The sequence below is a fragment of the Hymenobacter cellulosilyticus genome (assembly GCF_022919215.1).
Taxonomy (GTDB): Bacteria; Bacteroidota; Bacteroidia; order Cytophagales; family Hymenobacteraceae; genus Hymenobacter; species Hymenobacter cellulosilyticus.
In genome coordinates, this window is sequence record NZ_CP095046.1 from 5,428,139 (window position 1) to 5,448,381 (window position 20,243).

Genomic DNA, 20,243 nt, shown 5'->3' on the forward strand with positions numbered 1-20,243 from the left:
TATGAATTTACGTAAAGGTACCGCTGCACTGGGTCTGCTGAGCCTGTTGGCCGCTACGCCCGGTTGCAAAGATTTCTACGACATCAACGTCGACCCCCTGAACCCCACTTCGGCGCGGTTGCAGGAGATTCTGCCCGCGACGCAAGGCTCGATGAGCGTTTATCTGGGCCTGAGTGCCCTTGGCCTGAGCCAGGCTACTTCCACTTTGGTCAACCAGCTGGCTAGCACCCGCGACGTCGGCTCGTACACGCCCGACGGCAGCTCCTTCGGCAACCAGTGGGCCGGGCTTTATTCGGACTGCTTGATCAACAACGAGCAGGTAATTAAGCAGGGCACCGCTTCGCAGAGCTGGGATTACGTGGGCATCGCCCAAATCCAGAAAGCTTTCGTGGTAAGCCAGATGGTGGACATGTGGGGTGACATTCCTTATTCGGAGGCTCTGCAAGGCGCCGCCAACCGGGCCCCCAAGTTTGACAAGGACTCGGATATATATAAGGATCTGTTCACTCTGATTGATGCTGGCCTAGCCAACCTGGACAAGAAGGTTAGCTCACCGGGCATTAGCTCGGCTGACTTGATCTACAAAGGGAATGTGGCGCAGTGGGCCCGCATGGGTCGCACGCTGAAGCTGAAGCTTTACAACCAGATTCGGCTGAACCCAACTCCCGTTCTAGGCTCGGAATCATTGAGCTCCAAGGTTAGCGCGGTGCTGGCCCAGGACCTGATGACGACCAATGCGGACGACTACGAGTTTAAGTACAACGCCTCGACCACGCCGGAAAACCGCAACCTGGGTTACATTGCTGATTACGTAACAGCCAGCCGCGAAAACCTTATCGGCCGTTTCTTCTACGTCGATATGATGCTGGCCAATGCCGACAATGGTGGCAAGGATGACCCCCGCCTGCGGTATTACTTCTACAACCAGGTTAGCTCACCGGCGTCACAGCCCCTGGCTGATTTCCAGCTGGGCCGGTTTATTACGGTGCTTGTTGGCAGCTTCGGTCCTAACAATAACCAAAACAACTCCACAATTCGGACGCTCCCTGGGCTTTATGCCGTAGGCGGTAAATATGATAATGGCAGTGGCGGTGTGGCCGATGTAAATTCGGGCAAAGGCGTAGTTGCCCAGCGCTTCCTGACGCACGCCAGCCGCCGCTTCACTGAGGCCGAAGCTCAGCTCACGATTCTGAACAATCCAACGGCGGCCCGCACTGCTCTGGAAGCCGGGGTCAAAGCAGCTTTCGATAAAGTAAATACCATTGCCGCCGCCGACGGTAGCCCGCTTATCCCAGTTTCCGGACCGGACTCGGAAAGCGACCCTCAAACCATCGAGGGCTATACCGCCGACGTCCTAGCCCGCTACGATGCGGAAAGCACAACAGCTGGTAAGCTGCGTATTATCATGCAGGAGAAGTATAAGGCAGGCTGGGGCTTCGGGGAAGACATCTATACGGACTACCGCCGCACGGGCTACCCAGCCATTACGCTGCCCGGCAGCCCAAGCGAGCCTAATACGCAGCTGACGGGTGGGTACCCGATTCGTCTGCCTTACCGGCAGGACGATTTGACGGCCAACCCCAATGCCCCAAAGCAGGTGAACGTTTACACCGACCGTATTTTCTGGGATATAAACTAGAGTTTGCTCTGCTGTTCAACCATCACAACTCTGACTTCCATGAAAAAAATAGTTTTTGGCTTGTTGCTACTTGTTGCCTCCGGCGGAGCCCTCAGCTCCTGCAAGGATGAAAATGCACTGCCAGCGCCGGCCGTTGAGAGCGTGCCCGCCATCTTTCCTCAGGTTACTGCCGGGAAAGACTTCTTCAACTACGCTGCGGCCCGGGCCGCTACCACTCCTACTACAACGCGTCCCGTCTTCGAATTTACCATCGACCCAGGCCAGCAGCGCGACTTAAAGCTGCAGACCGTTGAGGTATACAAGAGCTACCGCCGTGGTGCGACAATTGGGCCGCGCGTAAAAGTTGGTGACTACAGCACCTTCCCGGCTACTGTTACTTTAAATAGCTCTGAAGCTTTGAAGGATTTGCAGCGCCTTTCGGGTTCTAACCTGGTTCCGGTGATACCGGCCGGAGGACCGGATGTGACCAACAACCTGATCCTGCAGAATGATGCTATTGTCTTCACATTTGAATATGTAGTAGAGGGGGGCGCCGGATCATTTTGGCGCCGGTAAATGCGATGAATATTCCAACTGGAACTCAGACTCTGGCTCCTTATGCAGCTATAGCTGTATTCCGTAATCCCTAGTTACCGTCCGTAACATAATTAATAGCAAGGGCTAACATTCTTAGGAATGTTAGCCCTTCTTTTTGCGACATAATTTTAGAATTAGAAATGGATTAAAAATTTATATTCTGATTCCAATAATCCATTAGAATCATACCCGATTAAGTTTCAAAGCCATATTGGGAATGGTATATATGATTATTCACAGGACGTCCTCAAAAATAAGTAGTGACGAAAAAAAAGTAAGGAGACAGTATAGTTTCGATTAACTGTGAGTATTTTTAAGAAGTAAAAGCGGTTTTTTCGCCCCCGCTTATATTTTAACCCAAACTTTTTTCTGCATGAAAAAAATTCTATTCATGAGTTTACTACTCATGCTCACCTTGTTACAGCAGGTGACTGCCCAGAACCGGAATATTTCCGGTCGGGTTACCGACCGCCAGTCAGGGGAAGGCCTGCCAGGTGTGACGGTACTTTTGAAAGGCACTACGAACGGGGTTTCTACTAATTCTGACGGAACGTATACCCTGAGCGTTCCACCAGCAGGGGGCACACTGGTATTTAGCTCGATTGGCTACATCCAGACGGAGCGTGCTATTGGAACGGAAGATCAGCTCAACATCGGCCTGGCCGGTGATAGCAAGCAATTGAGCGAAGTTGTTGTTACGGGTTACGGCACGCAGGAACGCCGTGATGTAACGGGCTCTATTGCCTCGGTACAAGGTGAAGCTGTTGCTAACCTGGCTACCCCAAGCTTTGCCCAGCAGCTCGCTGGTCGTGCTGCCGGTGTACAGGTACAGGCTCCCTCGGGCCTGTTGGGTCAGCAGCCTCGCATCCAGATTCGTGGTACGAACTCGATTTCTTCGGGTACTACTCCTCTGATTGTAGTTGACGGCCAGCCTATCTTCACGGGTAACACCAGTGCTCTGGGCGCTGGCTTCTCCAATGCGCTGGCTGACATCAACCCCGCCGACATCGAGTCCTACGAAGTACTGAAAGACGGCTCGTCGACGGCTATCTACGGTTCGCGCGCTGCTAACGGCGTAATTCTAATTACAACCAAGAAAGGCCGCCTCGGCAAGACAGCAGTATCGTATGATACTTACGTAGGTGTAGCACAGACCCTTAAGCGTTATGAGGTTCTGGGTGCTGAAGATTTCATTACCATCAGCAACGAGAAACAGCGCAACGCAAATCCGCCTGCAGGCACCAAGCTCCTGGCTGCTCCTTACTATGATGCCAACGGCAATCTTGTAAGCACCGACTGGCAGGACGAAGTGTTCCGCACTGGCTTTCAGCAGAACCACGTGGTATCGGTTTCGGGTGCTAGCGAAAAAACTAACTATTACTTCTCTGCTGGCTATACCGACCAAGACGGTGTAGTAAAACAGAACTCGCTGCAGCGTTTTACCTTCCGCTCGAATGTGGATACGGAGGTAAAGAAATGGTTGCGCTTGGGTATGAATCTGGGTCTGTCCCGGACCAAGACCCTGGGTCTGAACACCAATCCCAACGCTTTGTCGGGTAACGTGACCAACGCTCTGTCGCTGTTCCCCAACGTACCGTCGCGTAACCCCGATGGCACGCCTTTCCAGAATGCTGCTGGCGCTATTGGCGAAGGCAACAACGGTAGCCCTATTTCCTTTGCTTACACGAACATTATTTTCCCCCTGGAGAATAACATCTACCGCTCAATCGGCTACCGCATCCTGGGTAATACCTACCTGGAGGTTGAGCCTGTTACCGGCCTGCGTCTGCGTTCACAGCTGGGTACCGACACCCAGATGAATGACGACTTCCAATACCTAGATCCTCGCGCTGGCGATGGTCGTAGCGTGAACGGTTCTGTTTTCCAAGGCTTCGGTCCTTCGGTACGCTGGAACATTGCCAATACGGCTACTTACAACACGAGCTTCGCCGAGATTCACAAAATCAACGCGGTAATCGGTACTGAATTCCAGAAGACTGAAGACTACTTCTACCAGGCTCAAGGCACCGGCCTCTCGGACCGGGATCTGGGCCCGAACAGCATTGTTAGCGGTACTTTGACTACGCCTACTATTTTCGGTGGTAATGGTCAGAACGGCTTGGCCTCTTACTTCGGCCGGTTGAACTACTCCTTAAAAGACCGTTACTTGATAAGTGCTACGGTGCGGGCGGATAAGCTGTCATCACTGCCAACTTCTACGCGTCTGGGCTACTTCCCCGGCGGCTCCGTGGGCTGGCGTGTTTCGGAAGAACCTTTCTTCAAAAACTCGGGAGTAACTTCCTTCTGGAATGAATTCAAAATCCGTGGTAGCTATGCCCAAGTTGGTAACACTGAGCTTGGCAGCAACTTCCCATATGAAGGTCTTTATGGATCCGGCAAATATGGCTCACAAAACGGCTCGGCTTACACCCAGTTCCGCAACCCACTGCTAGAATGGGAAACTTCTAAGAAGACAGACGTAGGTGTCGACTTAGGCTTCCTGAACGGCCGCATCAATGCCAACATCGACTATTACTACAATGACATCGATGGTGCTATTCTGGCCGTTAGAACTCCTCTTTCTGCTGGTATACCTCAAAACAGCTCGTACCGTGCCAACGTAGGTGCATTGTACAACAAGGGCTTTGAAGTAACCATCAACACGCAGAACATCCAGAAGGAGAACTTCACCTGGTCAACCAGCTTCAACTTCTCGACCAACAAAAACCAGATTACTGCTCTGAGCAATAATGAAGACATCGTTTCGCCGTTCAACATTACCCGTGTTGGCGAATCGATTGGTGCCTTGTTCGGTTACGATTATCAGGGTGTAAACCCTGCTAATGGCTACCCAATCTATAAGCGTGGCAACGGTACCCTGATTCAGGCTAGCACCGACCGCGGCGCCCGTCAGAGCGCTTACTACCTCTACGATCCAAGCAACCCTGGTGCAGCCCTGGTAGCTACGGCTCCTTTGGCTCTCAGCGACAAGTTCATCCTGGGCCAGACCAACCCGAAATTCTTCGGTGGTCTGTCGAATACCTTGACCTTCAAAGGCTTTGACTTGGACGTATTCCTGCGCTACAGCGGTGGCAACAAAATCTTCAACCAGAGCCGTCAGCAGTTGCTGCGCATGGACTTCGTGAACAACTCGACCGAAATTCTGGATCGTTGGCAGAAGGAAGGTGACGTAACCAACACCCCGAAAATTGTACAGGGTAACGGTGCTTTCATCAACCAGGAAAACAATGCCCTGACCCGTTTCGTGGAGAAAGGCGACTTCATCCGTCTGCAGAACGTGACCCTAGGTTACTCGCTGCCCCAGCGCTACACAAGTGTTGTGGGTCTGAGCCGGGTACGGGTATTCGTACAAGGTCAGAACATTGCAACTATTACTGGCTACAAAGGTGTTGACCCTGAAGTGAACACCAATGCCAACTCAACGAACAACACGATTATCAACCAGCAAGCAGGCGTCGACTTCAACAGCAACCCGCAACAGCGCGTGTTCACTGGTGGCATCAACGTTGTTTTCTAAACCTAGCTTCTGAAATAAAATGAAAAATTTTATTAATTCTTTCCCTAAAGCCTGTCTTGCCACTTTAGCGTTTACTGCTACTTTGGGATTGAGCTCGTGTGATAAAGAGGTAACAGATTTGCGACCTCAGAACACACTAATTGAGGCAGATGCTTTTACTAACCCGGCGCGCATTGCCCTAGCCGTAACCGGCGTTTACAACGCCGCGCAATCGGGTTATTACGATCCATTGAACGGTCAAGCTCTGGCGGTGCGAGGCTATCCTTTTGGTGCCGCTGCCAATGCTTTGGATGATGCCCGTGGTGAAGACGTATCAGACATGGCGGGCTTCTTTAATCTTGTTTTTGCAAACTCGATTAACCCCTCTAGCCCGAACGTAGTAGCCATGTGGTCTAACCTCTATTCGGTTATCAACCAAGCTAACGTTACGATTGAGGGTGTTCGTAAAGCAGCAGCAAATGGCCTTATCACTCCCCAGTTAGCAGCCGATTACGAAGCCGAAATGCGCTTCCTGCGTGCTTTGTCGCACCATGAGTTGGTAATTCATTTCTCACGCCCTTACTCTGACGGTAAGGGTAGCCAAATGGGTGTGCCTTATCGTGAAACGGCAATAAACACTCTTGAGGCACTGGACCTAGCCAAAACAGTAGGTCGTGGAACGGTAGCGGAGGATTACACCAAAATGCTGGCCGACCTGGACTTCGCAGAAGCCAATCTCCCAGCAACGCGTGCCGGTAGCTTACGGGTATCTCGCGCTACGAAAGGTGCCGCTATTGCTCTGAAGCAGCGTCTGCGTTTGCACCAAGGGGAATGGGCAGAAGCGGTGAAAGAAGGTGATAAGCTTATCACGGGTAATACCACGTTCCGCTATACCCTGGCTGCAACGCCACGGGCGGCCTTCCCAGGTGGCATCGTGCAAACTTCTGAGAACATCTTCTCAATTGAAAACAGCGCGGATGATAACGCTGGCACCAACGGAGCACTAGCAAACGTGTATGGCGCATCTGCTACCCCAGCCAATGGTGGTATCAATGGCCGGTCTCTACTGGCAGTAAGCCCTATCCTGTATAACGCGCCATTCTTCACCTGTGCTGATACGCGCCGTACTGAACTGATGCAGAAGGACGGTGTACGGATTGTTTACGTTACCAGAAAGTATACAGATGCAGCCACCAGCAGCGACTTTGCGCCGCTGATTCGCTACGCAGAAGTTTTACTAAACCAGGCTGAAGCTCTTTCCCGCCTTGGTGGTGCTAACGAGGTACAAGCGTTGACTTACCTCAACAGTGTACGCAACCGTGCAGTGGCAACAGCTGACCGTTATGCGGTAGGCTCCTTAACCGGATCAGCTCTCACACAGGCAATCCTGAATGAGCGCCGTATCGAGTTCGTAGGTGAGGGCATGCGTTGGGATGATATCCACCGTCTATCCGGTGAGAAATCTATCTTCAGCCCGGTTCCGGGCGGCGGTATACCTGCCAAGATTGACGGTAACGCTGGTCAGCTAACCTCTTTCGATTTCTACACCTGTGGTGGTACCTTCCCCACTCCTGCTGTTGCACCAGTAGCCTACGGGAGCAACCTGTTTGTTTGGCCGATTCCGGCCAGCGAACTGGTTACGAACCCAGGCTTGACCCCGAACCCTGGCTACTAGTCAGAATTCGTAGGTAACAAAAAGCCCCGGCCGTATGGTCGGGGCTTTTTTTATGACCTTACAAATCAGCCAAACGGAGTAGCACCGGCTCAGCTTCAGCCGTGGGGCGCTGGAGCCAGACTATAATTCGGCCCGCTACATCTTCAGCGGAAGCTAAGCGGCCCTGCGCATGGTAGTCGGCAAAGCGGGCAGCCTCGCTGAAGCTGGTTGGATCAGCGGCGCGGATATGCTCCTGCATGCCGGTATCGATAACGCCCGGCGACAAGCTACGAACACGCACTCCGGACCCACGCAGGTCCTGCTCTTTGTGGGCTGTAGCAGTCAAGGCATCTAGGGCAGCTTTGGAGGCGCAGTAGGCGGCCCAGCCATCGACGGGGCGTTGGGCGGCTCCACTACTGATGTTGAGTAGGGTACGAGGAACCGTAAGCCCGGAATAGGCACTCAGGAACGTGTTCATCAGCATAGCCGGGGCTACCAGATTGACATCGAATACGAAGTTGTAGTGCTCATTCGTCTGCTCGCCCACGTAACCAATTTCGCCTACTACGGCCGCATTGTTAATGAGCGTAACGCTGGCCGCATCCGTCCAACGTGGAAATACCTTGTGCAGGTTATTCTCTACGGCTGCAATATCAGAGAGGTCCAAAGGCTGGTGCAGGTAACGCTCGTGCTCAATTGTTGCGTGCCGGGATACCCCTACGACGGTAGTACCAGGCTGGCGAAGCACGGCTTCCGCCAAAGCTTTGCCAAGGCCGCGACTGGCGCCCGTAATGATATAATAGTGCATTGGTGAAGTGGTGAGGTGATGAAATAGCAAGTGCCGTTCAAGGCCAGGAAGGTGCGCATACGTACGCGCAGACTCCCTTAACCGTTGAACGGCACTTGCTATTTTACCACTTCAGTGGCTTACCGACTCAGAGAATATACTGGCTCAGGTCCCGGTTACGGACCATGTCCCGGAGCCGTTCCTCCACCAATTCTTTGGTAATCTGAATCTGGGCGTGGGCTCCAATTACGTCTGGCACATCAAACAGAATGTCGTTGAGCAAGCGGCTCATGACGGTGTGCAAGCGGCGGGCCCCAATGTTCTCGACTTCAGAGTTGACCTCAAAAGCAATTTCAGCCAAGCGTTCCAGGGCCGCGTCGTCGAAGGAAAGCTGAACTTCCTCGGCCTGCAGCAAGGCTTCGTACTGCTTGGTCAGGGCGTTCTTGGGTCTTTCAGAATGCGGAAGAAGTCGTCCTTGGTCAGGCTTTGCAGCTCAACGCGGATAGGAAAGCGGCCTTGCAATTCCGGAATCAGGTCGCTGGGCTTGGCTACGTGAAAGGCTCCGGCGGCAATGAAGAGGATGTGGTCGGTGTGGATCACGCCATACTTGGTGTTGACGGCGCTGCCTTCCACGATAGGGAGCAGGTCGCGCTGCACCCCTTCCCGGCTAACGTCGGGGCCACCTCCCCCACCCTTACCGGCCCGGCTAGCTACTTTGTCAATCTCGTCAATGAAGATGATACCGGCATTTTCAGCATTGCGAATGGCTTCGTCTTTTACCTCGTCCATGTCGATGAGCTTGGCCGCTTCTTCATCAAGCAGAATCTTCCGCGCTTCGGCAATGGTGACTTTACGCTTGCGGGTTTTCTTGGGAATCATGCTGCCCAGCATATCCTGTAATCCCGACAGCGAGGCTTCATCAAGGCCCGCCGGACCGCCTACCACCCCAATGCCGGGCGAGCTGTTCTGTTGCACCTTGATTTCAATCTTGCGGTCTTCAAGCTCGCCGTTGCGAATCTTGAGGCGAAATTTTTCCCGGGTCCGCTCATTCAGCTCATAGTCGGAGTCGGGCATGCTGCCTTCGGTGCCGAAGCCCACGGAAGGCTTGGTAGTAGCCAGCCCGCTACCGGTTACGGGTGGAATCAGAGCATCGAGGATGATGTCTTCTACGGCCTGGGCAGCCCGGACCTTGACTTCTTCCTTGCGGCGCTGCTTGACCATATTCACCGACTGCTCGACCAAGTCGCGGACCATGCTTTCCACGTCGCGGCCCACGTAGCCTACTTCCGTGAATTTGGATGCTTCTACTTTGGTAAAAGGCGCGTCGGCAATGCTGGCCAGGCGGCGGGCAATTTCGGTTTTGCCGACCCCGGTGGAGCCAATCATCAGAATGTTGTTGGGCACGATTTCGCGCTGCATATCCAGCGGCGCGTGCAAGCGGCGCCACCGGTTGCGCAGGGCAATGGCGACGTGACGCTTGGCGTCGTGCTGACCGATAATGTACTTATCCAGTTCGGCAACGATCTGGGCGGGGGTAAGGAAGGTGGCGGAGTCCAGCATAGGTGGAGAGAGGCAGACTAGGTAAAAAGAACGCAGTTCCTTGTTACCAGGAACTGCGGCGAAAGGTTGGCAGGAAACAGGTGGCGCCCCGGAAGGTTGCACCATCCGGTAAGCGCAAGCAATGACTATTGCGAGTCATTCTTCTTGAACAGGGTATCGATGTTGCGGGCTACGGTGAAGTAATTGGCCGCCCCGGAAGCATGGTAGCCGGCCCGGGTATAATCGAGCTGAAACTGGCTGATGCGCAGCATCACACCGAAGCTGATACCAGCGCCGCCCGCGGTGTTTTCGAGGCGAAGCTCTCGGCGCTGCAGGTGATTGTAACCCATGCGCACGTTCAGGTTCTTGCCCAGAATCAGCTCCCCACCGACCACGAAGTGCCGCGCAATTTTGTCGCCCAGGCTTTTCTTAGGTTTCACTTCATTACCATCCTCATCGAGCTGCCCGCGAATGGTGGGGTCGAGGTATACAATGTCGAGCTGCTGCAGATGGTGGGCCGAAATAGAGATGCGCAGCGGCATGTGCTCGGGCTTAATCGATGCCCCGATCTGTACGTCGAGTGGCATGGGCTCCCGCTCGGCGCCAGCATAGGGCTTGAGCTGAATTCCGGCGTTGCGCACGGTCAGGCCCACGTTGAAATCCTGAGTAGGGTGCTTGAACAGGGCGCCCACATCGGCCAGCGTGGCCACCGAATGGTTGCCGGCAATGCCCGACACTGCCAGCTTCAGCGTGCCCGCCAGGGTGAAGTTACCGCTGGTGTAGGCATTGGAAACCCCGAAGGCGTACTCACTAACCGAGAACTGGCCCTGGCTGTTGCCGGCTGCGTCGAACTGCTCAAACTGCCCGTAGTCGAGGTAGGTCAGGCCCAGACCAAAGCGGCCGGCCCGCTCGGTATTGAACACGTACGTGGCCGTGCTCTGCTTAATATCGGCCAGGAAATCGACGTAGCCTAAGGCTAAGCGGCCGTCCATTTCCTTGTTGAGCAGGGCCGGATTACCGTAGAGCATGGTGCCGTCAGCATCGCGCGACGAAACGTTGACCCCACCCAGCCCAGCCAGCTTGGCGCTGGGCGGCAGATTGAGAAAGGAAAACGCCTGCTGCCCGCCTATTTGGGCCGCGGCTGGCCGGGCCAGCAGGCAGCCCAACCCTAATACAGTAATGCGCACCAAAGCTGAGCGGTGTAGCAGTCGATTCATACCTCTAAGATAGTTGATTGGAAAGCATCCTGGGTAAGACGCCCGACCCGCTGCTTTTATTGTTTGGCAGGTTAAAGAACTCCCCCGGGTCTTCCAACAATTGTTTTAGAGCTCGGCTGCTCCCCCGAGCTCAGAAACAATCGTTGGAAGACCCGGGGAAGTCCCGGAGCCTATATTTTTCTGTTTTAGTACTCAAGGGCTGCCCCAGGGCTTAGAAACAAAAAAATATAGGCTCCGGGACTTCCTACCGGCATCAAAACAAAAAGATATAGACCGAGGGACTTGATCAGGCTCTATAACAATCGTGGGAAGGCCGGGAGGAATTTCCCAACCTTCCCACGAGTATCATTAGCTCAGCCTCAGACTACCGCTTAAGCCACTTCCACGCTGGCCCCGGGGCCATAGCCGGCTCGTCGCGCACGATGAGCTTGATGGGGTGGGCCACCTTCTCGTCAAGCAGGGCCACTTTGAGCACGTCATCGACCCGGTCGGCATAGTGCACGGTCAGGTCCTTGAGGTAGTCGGCCGGTATTTCGTTGATGTCCTTCCGGTTCTTCTCGCAAAGGATAACGTCCTTGATACCGGCGCGCTTGGCGGCCAGAATCTTCTCCTTGATGCCGCCCACTGGCAGTACCTTACCACGCAGGGTGATTTCGCCGGTCATGGCCAGGTGGCTGCGGATTTTGCGCTGGGTAAACACCGAAGCTATGCTGGTGAAGATGGCAATACCGGCGCTGGGTCCGTCTTTGGGCACGGCTCCCTCGGGGAAGTGAATGTGCAGGTCGTACTGGTCAAAGATGCGGTAGTCGATATCCAGCTCTTCGGCCCGGCTGCGCAGGTAGCTGAGCGCCGTAATAGCCGACTCTTTCATCACGTCGCCAAGCTGGCCCGACAAGGTGAGCTTGCCCCGGCCCCGGCTAAGCAGGCTTTCGATAAAGAGAATGTCGCCGCCCACGCTCGTCCAGGCCAAGCCCGTTACCACGCCGGCCGTTTCGTTGTCCTGGTACAGGTCCCGGTCGAAAATGGCGGCGCCCAGGATGCGGCTCACGTCCTTGGGCTCCAGGTTTTCGGGGAAGGGCTCCTTCATGGCCTTGTTCTTGGCAATGTTACGGGCCACGGCCCCGAGCTTGCGCTCCAGGCTCCGCACCCCCGACTCGCGGGTGTAATCGTCGATAACGCGCTGCAAAGCGGGCGTGGTGATGGTCACGTCCTTCAGGCTCAGGCCGTGCTCGGTGAGCTGCTTGGGCCAGAGGTGTTTTTTGGCAATCTGGGTTTTCTCCTCCAGCGTGTAGCCAGTCAAATCAATGATTTCCATCCGGTCGCGCAGGGCGGGCTGAATGGTGTCCAGGGAGTTGGCCGTGGCAATGAAAAGCACCTTCGAGAGGTCGTACTCCACCTCCAGGTAGTTGTCGGTGAAAGTCGAGTTCTGCTCGGGGTCCAACACTTCAAGCAAAGCCGACGATGGGTCGCCGCGGAAGTCGGAGGCAATCTTGTCGATTTCATCGAGCACGATAACCGGGTTCGAAGCGCCGGCCTTCTTGATCTGGGCAATGATGCGGCCGGGCATGGCCCCCACATAGGTTTTGCGGTGGCCCCGGATTTCGGCCTCGTCGCGCACCCCACCCAGGCTCATGCGCACGTACTTGCGACCTAATGACTGGGCAATAGAGCGTCCCAAAGAGGTTTTGCCCACGCCGGGAGGCCCGTAAAGGCACAGAATGGGCGCTTTCATGTCCTGCTTGAGCTTGAGCACAGCCAGGTACTCAATGATACGCTCCTTCACCTTTTCCAGGCCGTAATGGTCCTGGTCGAGGATCTTCTTGGTGCGCTTCAGGTTGAAGTTGTCCTTGGTGTACTCAGCCCAGGGCAAATCCAGCAGAAACTCGACGTAGTTGACGCTAATGGGAAACTCGGCAGCCTGGGGGTTGACGCGGGCCAGCTTTTCGAGCTCCTTATTGAAGTGCTTGGCCACGGCTTCGGGCCACTTCTTGTCCTTGGCACGCTGCCGCAGCTTCTCGATTTCCTGGTCGGGGCCATCGAAGCCGAGTTCGTCCTGCAGCACTTTGATTTGCTGGCGCAGGAAATAGTCGCGCTGCTGCTGGTCGATGTCGGTGTGGACCTTGGTCTGGATTTCGTGCTTGATTTCCAGAAGCTGAATCTCCTTCATCATCATCTCCAGCAGCATGGTGCCGCGCTCCACGCCGTCGTTGATTTCCAGCAGCTTCTGCTTGAGGCCCACTTCCACGTTGATGTTGGAAGACAAGAAATGCGTCAGAAAGGCCGGCGACTCAATATTGTCCAGGGCCACCTGCGCTTCCTGCGGAATTTCGGGGTTGAGCTTGAGCATCTTGGCCGCCGCGTCTTTCAACGACGACACCAGGCCCTTGACTTCCTTGGAATTCTTGTTGGGAAATGTCTCGGGGAAGTAGCTGACGCGGGCCGTGAGGTAAGGCGTGTCCTGAGTCTGCTCCTCGATGCGGAAGCGGCTCTGGCCCTGAATGATGATGGTCGTGTTGCCGTCGGGCAGCACCAGCAGCTTCAGGATACGGGCCATGGTACCCACCTCAAACAAATCGGCCAGCGTGGGGTCGTCGCTCTGGGTATTTTTCTGGGCTACTACGCCCACAATCTTGTTGCCACGGTAGGCCTTGCGCACCAGCCGGATACTTTTCTTGCGCGTAACCGTGACGGGCAGCACCACGCCGGGAAACAGCACGGTATTGCGCACGGGCAGCAGCGGCAGCAACTCCGGCGACTCCTGCTCCGACAAAGGCTGGTCCGGGTCGGCGGCCACAATGGACACCATTTCGGCAGGATCTTCGGTCATGAGCAGGGTAGTCGTCTTGGGCTTGCGCGGATCGTATGAACTCATAGGTATGTAGGTCGGGAATAGGAAAGCGGTGCCAGAATGACAGCTAAAGCAGGCAACACACAAAACGAAGCGAGCGAGCTTCCGAATATACGGCTTTGTCAAGTGCTATGCCACGGACGAGAATACAGTTTTGCCCAAATAGAATCGGCCAAGGCGGCACACGGCCCGGTCACTCCGGCAGCCGGGCCGGCACGGAGTAGATGATAAAATTCCTATTTTTGACTTCTCGCCGCGCCGTTTGGGCCGGTGCTCGTGCCTTATTGAATTATGCCCCGCTCTCTACGCCCGCTGCTCACCCTCTTGCTCTTTTTTGGTTTCCTCGGAACCGGGCATACCCAGCAAAAAAAATCGGCCCCACCGACGCGCAAGCTCACGGGCAAAGTGACGCGGCAGCTGCGGGTGCGCCCCGACGGCACGCCGGACTTCATCAACATCAACAAGCTGGCGTACTTTCAGGATAAAAAAGCCCTGAAAGCCATTCAAAAGGCTGAAAAGCGCCGCAACTACAACCAGGCCCGGAGCCTGCTGGAAAGCTACGTGGCTCTGTTCGGCATTCAAAACTTTGCCAAGGATACGCCCCTGCTCTGGCGCCTGGCTCAGCTCTGGGAAAAGGCCGGCAACGAGGAAAAAGCCAAAGCTTACTACCGCCTGGCCTTGAAGCACCACCGCCAGGATGTGAAGAAGATCCAGCTCTACTACGACTCGCTGGAGCAGAAGGAAGCCGATCTGTACGTGCCGCTCAAGGTGTATTACGACATCGTGGAGTACCGCAAGAGCATTGCCACGTTTCACCCGCCCAAGGGCGTGTACACGAGCATGGGCGACGCCATCAACTCCAAGCGGGAAGACTACGGCCCCACGCTGAACGCCGGCGCCGACCAGCTGATTTTCTCTTCCAAGCGCAAAACCCGTGGCATCCAGGACGCCGTGGACGAAGACCTGTATACTTCGCACAAGGAAGGCGTGTCGTGGACCGATGCCGAGCCCTTGCCTAAGCCGATTAACTCGCAATACAACGAGGGCTCGGCCTGCATCAGCAAGGACGGCAAGACCCTGTACTTTGCCCGCTGTGAGTGCCCCACCTGCCACGGCAACTGCGACCTGTACGTGTCCACATTCAAAGACGGGCAGTGGACCACACCCAAAACCCTGGGCACCACCGTCAACTCTCCGGCCTGGGACTCCCAGCCGACGTTGTCGCGCAACGAGGACACGCTCTACTTCGCCTCCGACCGGCTGGGCGGCTTTGGCTTGTCGGACATTTGGTATACGGCCAAAAACAAGGCCGGGCAGTGGACCAAGGCGCAGAACCTGGGCCCGGTGGTGAATACCCGGGAAAGTGAGGTGAGCCCCTACTACCATCCACTTTACAACGTGCTGTACTTCTCCTCGCGCGGACAGCTGCTTAATTACGGCGACTTCGATATCTACAAAACCTACCGGGTGCGGGGCCGCTGGCAGGAGCCGCGCAACATCGGGCCGCTGGTAAACGGCAAAGGTTCGGAGTACTATTTCACCATCGACTCCGAATCAAAGGACTTGTACTATGCCCGGTCGGAGGCCAAGGACATGAAAAACCTGGACCTCTACTCCTTTCCGCTGCCTATGGAGGCCCAGCCCCTGGCTACTACTCACATTGAAGGCTCACTGGTAGACTCCGTGACCAGCAAGCCGCTCAACGGCATCGTCAGCGTTATTGATACCGACAACGGCATTGAGGTAGCCAGCAAATACGTGCGCCCCGACGGCACCTTCGACTTCGACCTGATTGAAGGCTCGCACTACGTGATTCTGATTCAGAGCCCGGATTACTTCACCGTAGAAAAGCAGCTGGAACTCAAGGGCGACACGGTCATGAAGCTCGTAACCAATTCCATTGATTACGGCCTGCCGCTGATTTTCAAAAACATTGAGTTTGACCAGGACAAGGCCACCATCCGGCCAGCCATGCACCCGATTCTGGACCGCATTGCCCTGTTCATGGTCGACCACCCCACGTTCCGGCTGAGCATTAAGGGCCATACCGACTCCAAGGGCGACCCGGATTTCAACGAGAACCTGTCGAAAGACCGGGCCGAGGCTATCCGGCGCTATATTGAAACGAAGGGCAAGCTCAAGCCCAACCGCATTGAAAGCATGGGCTACGGCAGCACCCAGCCCCTGAAAGAGGAAGTAACAGAGGAAGATGCCCGCATCAACCGCCGCGTGGAATTCCGCCTCATCAAGCCCGAGGAGGACAAACCCAAACCCGGCGACGACAAGAAACCAGCCGACGGTACCCTGGACTGGAAGTAGTTTTCTAATGTGGGGAATGTGCTGATATAGTTGAATGTGAGAAATGAAAAGAGCGTGTCCTTGCGAGGCCGAAAGCCGTGGCAATCCGTCCTCTACTGGTGACAACCGACCTTTTACCAGAAAGCCCCTAACCGTTATCTACGATTAGGGGCTCTTCACTTTGGAAGGCTTAGCACATTTCAGAGGATGGATTGCTTCAGCCTTTGGCTTCGCAATGGCACATCCTGCACGTTCTCCACATTAAGAATTAGCACATCAAAACACCAGCTTCTGCTCTTCGTTGCCGTCGCGGAACAGGGCGCTTTGCTTTTTACCGCCGGCGTCGAGGTTCACGATGTTCATTTGGTCGGCAAAGGTTTCCAGCAGCAGCTTGTGGCGCAGCACGAGGGTGTTGGTGGGCTTAGGCAGCTTCACAACCAAATAGAGCCAGTGCGCCTCGTGGTCCTTTTCGAAGCCGATTAGCTGCAGCGGCAGGGTTTCGCCGGGGCGGGTGCCAAAGGCCAGGGACTTGCGCAGCAGCTCCGTGACAAGCTGCGTCATCTGGGCCCGGGGTGTCTGCTCGAAACTGATAGGCTTGAGCTGCCCCACCGACAAGGCTTTTTCGAAGTCGTCGGTGAATACTTTCAGGCTGATTTCCAGCTGCTGCTTTGGAGCATTGTAGCGCGCTTCCATAATGCTGGCGTGGTACGCGTGGGCCAGGGCGGGCAAGCTCAGCACTACGAGCAAAGCTGCCAGGAGCCACCAGCGGCCAGAGAAAGTTGATGGTAGGTTCATCCGATTGAAAGTCATAAACGGGTAGGCAAAGAAAAGCCGTGCCACTTTACAGGAGCACGGCTTTGCGCCAAAAGATTCCCGGCATGCGGCCGGTTAGAACAGCTTTAGCACTTGCTTGATAACCAGCACGTAGGCCATCAAGCCCAGAATCAGGACCATGCCGACTTTCTGGGCGTTTTCCATAAAGGCGTCGGAAGGTTTGCGGCCGGCAATCATTTCATAGAGCAGGAACACCACGTGGCCGCCATCGAGGGCCGGAATCGGCAGCAGATTCATGAAGGCCAGCACCATGGACAGCATGCCCGTCAGGGTCCAGAACCGCTCCCACTCCCACTGCCCGCCGTACTGCTGGGCAATTTCTACGGGGCCGCCGATGTTCTTGGTGAACGAGGCATTGCCACTGAGAATCTGGCCAAAGGCTTTCATCTGCGTCGTTATTACCCCGAAGGCTTTTTTGGTACCAGCGGGCACTGAGGCGGCTAGGCCGTAGGTACGAGTAGCGTCTTTCAGTAGGGATTTGGGCATAAAGCCAATATGGCCTTCCTCATCCACGGCAATCTGCAGCGTAATAGCCTGCCCGTTGCGCGTCACTTGCACCGGCACTGTTTTGCCAGCACTGGCTAGTAAGGCAGCCTGAAGCTCGGGGAAAAACTGGGTCGGTTTGCCTGCTACAGTAGTTATCTGGTCATTGGTCAGCAGGCCACCTTTGGCCGCCCCGCTGCCCGAAACCACCTGTCCTACCACGAAAGGGTTCCGGGGCAATACAAAGGCGGTCTGCCCCTTAGCGGCTAGGCGGTCCATGAAGCCCGGAGGAATCGGGATATCCAGCAGCTGCCCGTTGCGGTCCACGGTATAGTAGCCATTGGAGCTCAGCATTACATCGGTGTTGTACACCTCATTAAACTCGGTGAAGGGCCGGCCATTGATTTTAACGATTTTGTCGCCGGTGCGGAAGCCCATTTCCTCGCCCAGCTTGTTGGGCACCACGCCGTAGCGTACTTCGGAAGCAGGCAGGTAGCTTTCTCCGTAAATGAAGGTCAGGGCCGAGAAGATGACGATGCCCGTGATGACGTTCATGATGATGCCACCCAGCATCACAATCAGGCGCTGCCAGGCTGGCTTGGCCCGAAACTCGTTGGGCTGGGGCTCAGCCGAGAGGCTTTCGGCGTCCTGGGTTTCGTCGATCATACCGTGAATGGCCACGTAGCCACCCAGCGGAAACCAGCCCAGGCCGTACTCCGTCTCCCCGATTTTCTTCTTGAACAGGGCGAAGTTCATCACGCCCGGCATCGGAAACAGGAAGTCGAAGAAGATGTAGAACTTATCGACGCGAATCTTGAAGTACTTGGCGGCGGCGAAATGCCCGAACTCGTGCAAACCCACCAGAATAGAAAGGCCCAGCAACATCTGGCCGGCCATGATTAATACTTCCAAAGCGAAACTTGGTATTGAGGAGAAAGGTAAATTATGGGGTTGTCATGCTGAGCCCCGCGAAGCATCTCTACCGCAAGAGTAATTATTTACTACTGCAGGCGAAATGTTTCCCGTTGGTCGACATGACTCTTACCTGCCAGACAACACTCACCGGCGGCCAACCAGTTCGTGCGCCACGCGGCGCGTTTCCTGGTCGGTCAGCACGTAGTCGTCCAGCGACGGTTCGGCAAGGTACGAAACCTTCGTGAGGCAGCTTTCCACCAGGCTCGGCATTTCGAGAAACCCGATTTCGTCGCGCAGAAAGGCGGCTACGGCAATTTCGTTGGCCGCGTTGAGCACGCACGGCGCGTTGCCGCCCTGCCGCATGGCCTCAAACGCCAGGGGCAGGTTGCGGAACGTGGCGCGGTCGGGCTGCTCGAAGGTGAGGTCGGGGTAATCCAGGAAGGAGAAGCGGGGAAAGTCGGAGGGCAGCCGCTCGGGGTAGCCCAGGGCATACTGAATGGGCAGCTTCATGTCTGGCAAGCCCAGCTGGGCCTTCAGGGAGCCGTCCTGAAACTGCACCAGCGAGTGAATGATGCTTTGTGGGTGCACTACCACGTCAATCTGGTCATTGTTGAGCCCGAACAGCCACTTGGCCTCAATAACCTCCAGGCCCTTGTTCATGAGCGAGGCCGAGTCGATGGTAATTTTGGCACCCATGTCCCAGTTGGGGTGCTTCAGAGCCTGAGCCTTGGTAACGGTAGCCAGCTGCTCGGCCGTGCGGCCCCGGAACGGCCCGCCCGAAGCCGTGAGGATGATTTTCTCAATCGGGTTGCGCTCCTCCCCTACCAGACACTGGAAAATAGCTGAGTGCTCGGAGTCAACCGGGTAGAGGCCCACGCCGTGCTCTTTTACCAAGCGCGTGATTAGCTGCCCGGCCACGACCAGGGTTTCCTTATTAGCCAGGGCTATATCCTTGCCGGCCCGAATGGCAGCCACCGTGGGCAGCAGGCCCGAATAGCCCACCATGGCCGTCAGCACGATGTCGGTGTCGGGGCGGCCGGCTACTTCGGTCAGGGCCGTAATGCCGGTCAGCACTTCGGTGGCTTGCCCGGCCAGGGCAGTTTTCACGGCTTCGTACTTCTGCTCGTCGCCGATAACCACTACGGCCGGCCGAAACTCCTGGGCTTGCCGGATCAGCAGCTCAGCGTTGGAGTGGGCCGAGAGCGTAGTGACCTGAAAGCGGCCGGGATGAGCACGGATAACGTCGAGAGCCTGGGTGCCGATAGAGCCGGTGGAACCCAGCAACGTGACGCGTTTCAAAGGAGAGGACATGGGAAGTGCAAAGCTACGGGCATGGTGGGGTTGCCCCAGACAAAAGTAAGCCGAACTTTGCGTTCGTGGTACAACCCGGCCCGGAAGCGCCCCGGAACCACGTACTTTTGCCGCTGCCGTATTCCATAGCCGTATGACCAATTCCGCTCCCGCCGCTCCTTCCGCCTTCGACAAAGCCCGCAACGGGCTGTGGACCAGTTTACAAAAGCACCTCGAAACCGTGTACGCCGCCGAAAAGGATTTTCGCGCCGCCACGTCATTCACCACGTCCTTCCCCTTCTCGGCGGCCCAAACCGAGCCCCAGCAACTGGCCGACTACCAGCAGCAGCGCCTCTACCTGCGCGACCTGTACATTGATGAAACCAACCAGCTCGACAGCCTGGTGAAGGCCGTGCGCACCAAAAACTACCAGGAAGACGAGAAGAAACTCCTGCTGCTGATGATTCTGGGCTACATCGATATTGCCGCTAGCATCTTCGATTTGCTGGAAACCCACCGCCCCAGCAAGCTCGACAAGGATGAGGAGCTGGAGGAAACTACGGCCAAGTTTGAGCGAGTCAAAAACTTCGTGCGGTTGAACATCAAAGGCATTTCGGGGCTACTGCCCAAGCTGTAAGGCAGCCTG

General features: G+C 55.7%; 12 protein-coding genes and 1 pseudogene. 6 read left to right on the plus strand and 7 right to left on the minus strand.

From position 1 onward, the window contains the following. Position 1: 1 nt before the first annotated feature. From MUN79_RS26525 to MUN79_RS26540, 4 genes are all read left to right on the plus strand, one after another. Positions 2 to 1,639 (plus strand): SusD/RagB family nutrient-binding outer membrane lipoprotein, encoded by a 1,638-nt coding sequence (locus MUN79_RS26525; RefSeq protein WP_244675477.1) that lies wholly within the window; start codon positions 2 to 4, stop codon positions 1,637 to 1,639. Between the two features lie 39 nt (positions 1,640 to 1,678). Then, on the plus strand, positions 1,679 to 2,194 hold the full coding sequence (locus MUN79_RS26530) for a hypothetical protein (protein WP_244675478.1): 516 nt from the start codon (positions 1,679 to 1,681) through the stop codon (positions 2,192 to 2,194). Positions 2,195 to 2,588: 394 nt separating this feature from the next. Next, the gene (locus MUN79_RS26535; RefSeq protein WP_244675479.1) at positions 2,589 to 5,753 is read left to right on the plus strand and encodes a SusC/RagA family TonB-linked outer membrane protein; all 3,165 of its coding nucleotides are present in this window, start codon (positions 2,589 to 2,591) and stop codon (positions 5,751 to 5,753) included. Between the two features lie 19 nt (positions 5,754 to 5,772). Then, positions 5,773 to 7,407: a RagB/SusD family nutrient uptake outer membrane protein gene (locus MUN79_RS26540; RefSeq protein ID WP_244675480.1), complete on the plus strand. Its 1,635-nt coding sequence runs from the start codon at positions 5,773 to 5,775 to the stop codon at positions 7,405 to 7,407. 58 nt (positions 7,408 to 7,465) lie between these two features. On the opposite strand, the gene MUN79_RS26545 is transcribed toward MUN79_RS26540, so the two are convergent. The 4 genes and pseudogenes from MUN79_RS26545 to lon all read right to left on the minus strand — a co-directional run bounded on the left by MUN79_RS26545 (position 7,466) and on the right by lon (position 13,801). Next, the gene (locus MUN79_RS26545) at positions 7,466 to 8,194 is read right to left on the minus strand and encodes an SDR family NAD(P)-dependent oxidoreductase (RefSeq protein ID WP_244675481.1); all 729 of its coding nucleotides are present in this window, start codon (positions 8,192 to 8,194) and stop codon (positions 7,466 to 7,468) included. A 127-nt stretch (positions 8,195 to 8,321) separates the two neighbouring features. Beyond that, positions 8,322 to 9,733, minus strand: a pseudogene (gene hslU / locus MUN79_RS26550) (ATP-dependent protease ATPase subunit HslU). Positions 9,734 to 9,858: 125 nt separating this feature from the next. Beyond that, positions 9,859 to 10,929 carry a type IX secretion system protein PorQ gene (gene porQ, locus MUN79_RS26555; RefSeq protein WP_244675482.1) on the minus strand — a complete coding sequence of 357 codons (1,071 nt, stop codon included), beginning with the start codon at positions 10,927 to 10,929 and terminating at the stop codon, positions 9,859 to 9,861. A 364-nt stretch (positions 10,930 to 11,293) separates the two neighbouring features. Further along, positions 11,294 to 13,801, minus strand: coding sequence for an endopeptidase La (gene lon, locus MUN79_RS26560; RefSeq protein WP_244675483.1), 2,508 nt, complete (start codon positions 13,799 to 13,801; stop codon positions 11,294 to 11,296). A 267-nt stretch (positions 13,802 to 14,068) separates the two neighbouring features. On the opposite strand from lon, the gene MUN79_RS26565 reads away from it, so the two are divergent. Next, positions 14,069 to 16,096 carry an OmpA family protein gene (locus MUN79_RS26565; protein WP_244675484.1) on the plus strand — a complete coding sequence of 676 codons (2,028 nt, stop codon included), beginning with the start codon at positions 14,069 to 14,071 and terminating at the stop codon, positions 16,094 to 16,096. Between the two features lie 255 nt (positions 16,097 to 16,351). Here the strand turns inward: MUN79_RS26565 and MUN79_RS26570 are convergent, their stop codons facing one another. The 3 genes from MUN79_RS26570 to MUN79_RS26580 form a co-directional block, all read right to left on the minus strand. Beyond that, a complete protein-coding gene (locus MUN79_RS26570) occupies positions 16,352 to 16,885 on the minus strand; it encodes a DUF6702 family protein (protein WP_244675485.1) in 534 nt (177 codons plus the stop codon). A gap of 78 nt (positions 16,886 to 16,963) precedes the next feature. Continuing rightward, the gene (gene rseP / locus MUN79_RS26575) at positions 16,964 to 18,304 is read right to left on the minus strand and encodes an RIP metalloprotease RseP (RefSeq protein ID WP_244675486.1); all 1,341 of its coding nucleotides are present in this window, start codon (positions 18,302 to 18,304) and stop codon (positions 16,964 to 16,966) included. A 147-nt stretch (positions 18,305 to 18,451) separates the two neighbouring features. Then, positions 18,452 to 19,618, minus strand: coding sequence for a 1-deoxy-D-xylulose-5-phosphate reductoisomerase (locus MUN79_RS26580; protein WP_244675487.1), 1,167 nt, complete (start codon positions 19,616 to 19,618; stop codon positions 18,452 to 18,454). Between the two features lie 133 nt (positions 19,619 to 19,751). Between MUN79_RS26580 and MUN79_RS26585 the strand changes: the two genes are divergently transcribed. Next, entirely contained in the window at positions 19,752 to 20,234 is a 483-nt protein-coding gene (locus MUN79_RS26585) for a hypothetical protein (protein ID WP_244675488.1), read from the plus strand. Positions 20,235 to 20,243: the final 9 nt, after the last annotated feature.

What these genes read in the sequence shown, in the direction of transcription:
- MUN79_RS26525 (WP_244675477.1), top strand. Translation starts at nt 2, where the DNA reads ATGAATTTACGTAAAGGTACCGCTGCACTGGGTCTGCTGAGCCTGTTG.
- MUN79_RS26530 (WP_244675478.1), top strand. Translation starts at nt 1,679, where the DNA reads ATGAAAAAAATAGTTTTTGGCTTGTTGCTACTTGTTGCCTCCGGCGGA.
- MUN79_RS26535 (WP_244675479.1), top strand. Translation starts at nt 2,589, where the DNA reads ATGAAAAAAATTCTATTCATGAGTTTACTACTCATGCTCACCTTGTTA.
- MUN79_RS26540 (WP_244675480.1), top strand. Translation starts at nt 5,773, where the DNA reads ATGAAAAATTTTATTAATTCTTTCCCTAAAGCCTGTCTTGCCACTTTA.
- MUN79_RS26545 (WP_244675481.1), bottom strand. Translation starts at nt 8,194, where the DNA reads ATGCACTATTATATCATTACGGGCGCCAGTCGCGGCCTTGGCAAAGCT.
- porQ (WP_244675482.1), bottom strand. Translation starts at nt 10,929, where the DNA reads ATGAATCGACTGCTACACCGCTCAGCTTTGGTGCGCATTACTGTATTA.
- lon (WP_244675483.1), bottom strand. Translation starts at nt 13,801, where the DNA reads ATGAGTTCATACGATCCGCGCAAGCCCAAGACGACTACCCTGCTCATG.
- MUN79_RS26565 (WP_244675484.1), top strand. Translation starts at nt 14,069, where the DNA reads ATGCCCCGCTCTCTACGCCCGCTGCTCACCCTCTTGCTCTTTTTTGGT.
- MUN79_RS26570 (WP_244675485.1), bottom strand. Translation starts at nt 16,885, where the DNA reads ATGACTTTCAATCGGATGAACCTACCATCAACTTTCTCTGGCCGCTGG.
- MUN79_RS26580 (WP_244675487.1), bottom strand. Translation starts at nt 19,618, where the DNA reads ATGTCCTCTCCTTTGAAACGCGTCACGTTGCTGGGTTCCACCGGCTCT.
- MUN79_RS26585 (WP_244675488.1), top strand. Translation starts at nt 19,752, where the DNA reads ATGACCAATTCCGCTCCCGCCGCTCCTTCCGCCTTCGACAAAGCCCGC.